This window comes from Streptomyces katrae, from assembly GCF_000966975.1.
Lineage (GTDB): Bacteria > Actinomycetota > Actinomycetes > Streptomycetales > Streptomycetaceae > Streptomyces > Streptomyces katrae.
Window position 1 is genome coordinate 1 of record NZ_JZWV01000925.1, and the last position, 1,105, is coordinate 1,105.

At 71.7% G+C, this 1,105-nt stretch carries 1 protein-coding gene; it reads right to left on the minus strand.

Features of this window, described 5'->3' with window-relative positions; genetic code table 11:
* Positions 1-200 precede the first annotated feature (200 nt).
* Entirely contained in the window at positions 201-836 is a 636-nt protein-coding gene (locus tag VR44_RS29745) for a VOC family protein (RefSeq protein ID WP_045950718.1), read from the minus strand.
* Positions 837-1,105 lie beyond the last annotated feature (269 nt).

Sequence of the window (1,105 nt, forward strand, 5' to 3'; positions counted from 1 at the left end):
CCCGTCTGGGGTCGCTGCCCGCAGGAAAGGCCGATGTGATCGCTCTCCGGGCCGGTGGGCGCGACAGATCGCTACGCGCTCCTCTCGTGGCGGCGGCTACCAGCCGCCTGCGGCCGCTACCCGCAGCAAAGGACGACGGAAGCGTCATCCGGGGCCGGTGAACGGCGCAGATCGCTACGCGCTCCTCATTTCTCAGCCGGTCAGATCGTGACGGGGCCTTGGGCGGTGGCGAACTCGACTGCTACCAGGCCCGGTTCTTCATCCTCGACCCAGGTGACGTCGATCTGGTCGAGGGGGTGGTCGGCCGGTTCGCCGAGGAATTCGGCGATGGAGGCGGCGTCGCCGGCGATGGAGAGCCCTCGGATGGTGGTGGAGGTGCGCGGGCCGGCGCTCGGGCGCTCCTCGGTGGGGACCAACCACTGGAGGAAGTAGGGCAGTTGCGGGTCCTCCATCAGTTCCAGCAGGCCGATCTGCTTCCACCTCAGGTCGTACCCGTCAGGGCGGACGCGGTGGCCCTCGGCCGAGGTGCGGCCGAGGCGGGCCTCTACTGGGGCGATGTCGTCGACGGAGACCACCCAACCGAGCCAGCCGCCGCCCTCGGCGGCGCGGCGCGCGACCGCCTGGCCGAAGGGTGCGCGGTCGGCGGCGGGGTGGTCGAGCGTGGTGACGACCTCGACGTAGGTGCCGCCGCTCAGCGGGAGAATGAAGTTGCGGGTGCCGAATCGCGGGTGCACGCCCCCGTCGACGAACCCGGCGCCGAGCGCCGATCCGATCCACTGGACGGTCGAGACGAAGCTGTCGCGGGCCACCGCATAGGACACGTGATCAAGTCGCACCGCGTCATCATCACCCGACAGCCCGCGCAAGTCCCGACGCCACGGCCGAACGGCGTCCGATCAGCCGATCGGCTGCCGGACCTCCGCCCGCACCTTGAGCGTCAGGGCGGCGAGACGGTTGAGGTCGACGCTCTCGGAGGCCGGCTCCGAGCGCCCTTGGACAGGGCGGCCCGGGCCGGAAGGACAGTGGGACTGACGGGGAAGCCCCAACCTCTCTCCGAGACCGCCCCGCCGGGACCCCGCCAACCCCCACCCCGCCCGGGCGTCCG